Origin of the sequence: Pontibacter rugosus (genome assembly GCF_042678745.1) — a bacterium.
Lineage (GTDB): Bacteria > Bacteroidota > Bacteroidia > Cytophagales > Hymenobacteraceae > Pontibacter > Pontibacter rugosus.
In genome coordinates this window covers 1-3,847 of record NZ_JBHTLD010000316.1, presented here as the reverse complement: position 1 = coordinate 3,847, position 3,847 = coordinate 1, and the positions used below count along the sequence as shown (strand labels likewise).

The window sequence follows — 3,847 nt, the reverse complement described above, 5'->3', positions numbered from 1 at the left end:
CATTATGTTATATTAGCAACTTGTGTTAAATTATTTTTTCAATACTTGTAAACTCATTTTCAAAGAGGTATCTGGTTCACAACCTAAGCCCAATTCCCGCCAAATTCTACCAGATCCCGCTTATCCAGCAAGGCGCTTTCTTTAAACTGAGTGGCCAGTTCGGTGGTCAGCAGCTTCATCTTCTTTTTTAAACAGAACTCCGTCTTCTTCCTCTGCATCGGAGCTTACATAATTACTTGGTGTGTGCTACTGACAATAAGCAACGGAGACGTAAAAGAACCCTCTTCTAAACTATTTGACATACTGCTCCTGCTCTGTTTTTCGCAATAAGCCCAGCCCATGAAGCGTTTGCAGCAGGCTGTCGATTTGCTGGAGGCGCTGGGGCTGCTGGGCTTTGGCGACGGGCTTGAACTGCTGCAGCAGCTCCTGCGCGGTGGCCGGGCGCTCGTGCAGCTGCAAGGCGCGTTGCACGGCCTGCGCCTGCTCCGACAGGTTTTTAGGCCAGGCCAGCTGTTCCTTGGAGGACACAGCTGCGGTTTTGCCTGCTTTTTTGCTTTCCATACCTAAATCGCCTTGCTGGGTGCCTTGCGGGTTCTGGTACTCTGGCCGCAGCCAGCGGATGTGGCCGCGTGCTTCTTCGGCAGAACGTTCCTTGTTCAGGGCCACGAGGCGCTCGAGGATTTCTTCTTCGGGCAGGTTGGCGGGCCAACCATAGGCGGTGGCGACGGCGGCATCCAGCTCTTGGTGTAGCTGCAGGAGTATACTTACCAGCCCCTGCTCGTGGGTTTTCTGCTCTTTGGGCGTAAGCGCCTCGCCCGACCGCAGTTTCTCCAGCACGTTATACATGTCGGTGATGGTGAGCGTGGGGTGCTGCGCCTGCCGCTGCTTGCGGTGCGCGTCCAACCCCTCGGCTATACTTCTTATTTGCTCCTGCTGCGCTTCGGTGGCGGCAGGGAAGGGGAAAGTGTCGAAGCAACGTGATTTATCGTAAACAGAGTCGTTACCAACTCCCAGTCTACTTCCAGTTGCTAATGAATAGACAACATGAATTTTAGATTGTAATACACCCAAGAAATATGCGTCGTCCAGAGCAATGGCAATAAGTTTGTCATCTGGCAGTACATCCATATCTAAAAACTGAAAAATTCGATGTTTCGCAGTTTGAGGAGTTGCTATGTACCTGTCTAAACCATTTAAAGCTTTTCTAATTGTTTTGCGAGGCTCTGCAAAAATCCACCACTTATCTCTTATTGCTGCCCTTTTGTTTTCATCACGATGTGGCTTAACATTTAAAAGAACATGCTGATAAAGCTCAGGATATTGTGAACGCACTTCATCTATACTTAATCCGAGCAAATCAATTACCATTAAACCTCGAGGTCGAGTGGTAAAATCTTTCCCATTCCAATAGTTTCTAATGTGCTTTTCAATACCAACTATACTTCCTAAACCAAGTTCTGCAGCTTCTTCAAGTGTAACAATCAATCCAGCACCGTGAGGAATTACGCCTCTTGAACTCATGTTTTCTGTAGCTTTTAATGCTTTCACATCTGCCACATTAGCACCAACTTTTATGTCTGAATGAATCTTTCCTATTTTCTCGATAAGTATAACTTCTCGACCTAATTCCCCAGTATCTTTTTCTTGAACCGATAAGTTAAGTCTACCAACCTGAATACCTTTCTCAGCTGCCGTCATAGCAATTCGAACCTGCGCCCCATCGCCGCTATCCACCCAAGGGTGGTCAGGTATAGCATAAGTGATAGAAATAGGTTCTTTGGCTTCCATGAAAGCCTGCAACACACGACGGTTGAAAGATTGGGTTATACTATTAGTCGTGATGAAGCCGAATCGTTCTGTTTTATCAGTCGCTAAAATCTCAGCAGCTTTATACCACCAGTACATCACGAAGTCTGCACTCTCCGGTACAGCGCCTTTGTATACTTTGCGGAGTGCTTCGGTATAGCCATCTCCCAAAGCTTCGCGCATGCGTTTATTCCCCACAAACGGCGGGTTACCCACTATAAAATCGGCTTCGGGCCAGGTGGCGGGTTTGGGATCGAGGTAATCGTAGGTGATGGTGCGGGCAGTTTCGTCGGGCACTTCCTGTCCGGTAACCGGGTGCGGTTTGGTGCTGTGGCCGTCCCAGCGGGTAACGGGCTGGCCGTTGGCGTCGAGGCGCGGTTCGCGGTCGGAGTAACTCAGCACCGCGTCCTGCTGCTTTATGTTGCCATACTCGCGCAGGATGGGGTTGCTCAGGCGGGTGGCCGAGCCGTGTGCCCGGAAGTGCCATTGGAGGTACCCGATCCAGAGCACCACGTCGGCGATGGCCGCTGCCCGCGGATTTACCTCCAGGCCCAGCAGCTGCGCCGGCGTTACGGTATAGCCGCCCGTCATGTCGAGGCCCAACTGGCGCGGGAAATGGTCGAGGTACTCGGTTACTTCACCCTCCAGCCTTTTGAGGTGTTCCAGGGTCACGTACAGGAAATTGCCGCTTCCACAGGCCGGGTCCAGCACGCGCACCGAGCACAGGCGGCGGTGGAAGGCTTCTATTTCTTTTCGAGCACCAACTTCGTTTCCGGCATCCTCAAGTATGGCCGAGGCGGTGCGGGCTGCTTCCCACTCTTCGCGCAGCGGCTCGATAACGGTAGGCATTACGAGGCGCTCCACGTAGGCGCGGGGCGTGTAGTGGGCACCCAGCTTGTGGCGCTCGCGCGGCTGCAAAGCCCGCTCCAGCAGCGTACCGAAAATGGCAGGCTCCACATCGGCCCAATCGGCCTCGGCGGCAAGTATAAGCAAATCCAGTTGGGCTTCGGTAATGGGCAACGCTTCGGGTTCTTTAAACAGGTAGCCGTTAAACTGCGGGATAACCGTGCGCAGCGCCGGGTCGAAACCGCCTTTGTCCATACTTTGCCAGAGCGCCTGCAGCGCGTGCGGGAAGTAGGCGATGTTGTGGCGGTAGTCCTGCAGCAGTTTGGTAAAGGAGCTGTCGGGCAGCAGCTGCACGTCTTCGGCAAACATGGTAAAGAGGCAGCGCATCAGGAAACCAGACACCTGCTCCGGCGTGTGCCCTGCCTGTTCCAACGAGGCCGCTAGCTTCGCCAGTCGTTCAGCCAGCGCACGGGTTACGCGGGCGGCACGGCGGCTCGGATCCAGCTCCAGCGGCTCGGCAAAGAGCAGGCGCAGGCGCTCGCGCACCTCCTCGCGGTGCAGCTCATCGAGGGTAATTCTATAGTTCTGCGGGTCCGGAAAAGGCACATAGGTCTTTCCCTGCCGCGCAAAGTCAGCATACAGGTCGATGCAGTAGCCCACATCCACCACCGCCAGGAAGGGCGGCCAGCCCTCGGTGGTCGGCAAAGAGCGGGCGTAGCGGAGGGCCTGTTCCTTGGCCTTTTTCATCTCGCGCTCCCAGGTGCGGGTGTCGCGGGTGGCGGTGCCGGTTTTCTTCTTCTCCCGTTCCGCACCCAATAGCTCGGCCTCCGTTATACTTGCCTTGTCTGAGCCCTGCTTGGCCTCCAGCACAAAGCAGTCTTTCTTGTAGAGGTCGATAAAGTTGGTGCTGGTCTTGCCCTCGCCATCGTCGAACACCACCGGCCGCTCAAAGGTATAGGTCGCCTCGTGAACCTTGTCGGTAGCCGGCTGCGGCTTCTCCACGCCCAACAGCTCGCACAGCTCGGTCAAAAACAGCTGGTAGTTAGCGCGTTCGGATGCGCCAGAGGCTTTCCAGCGGCTGATGAATTGTTCAACGGCAGCGATAGAGGTTTGGCTCATGTTAAAAGGTAATGTTTGTTTTCTAGGGTGTCATTTTATAAGTGCAGTTTATAAAAAAAGAAGGAGAATATATAGT

At 53.7% G+C, this 3,847-nt stretch carries 1 protein-coding gene; it reads right to left on the bottom strand.

Annotated features, from left to right (window positions below):
* Positions 1-291: 291 nt before the first annotated feature.
* Positions 292-3,771: a class I SAM-dependent DNA methyltransferase gene (locus tag ACFQ2O_RS20520; protein WP_377532511.1), complete on the bottom strand. Its 3,480-nt coding sequence runs from the start codon at positions 3,769-3,771 to the stop codon at positions 292-294.
* Positions 3,772-3,847 lie beyond the last annotated feature (76 nt).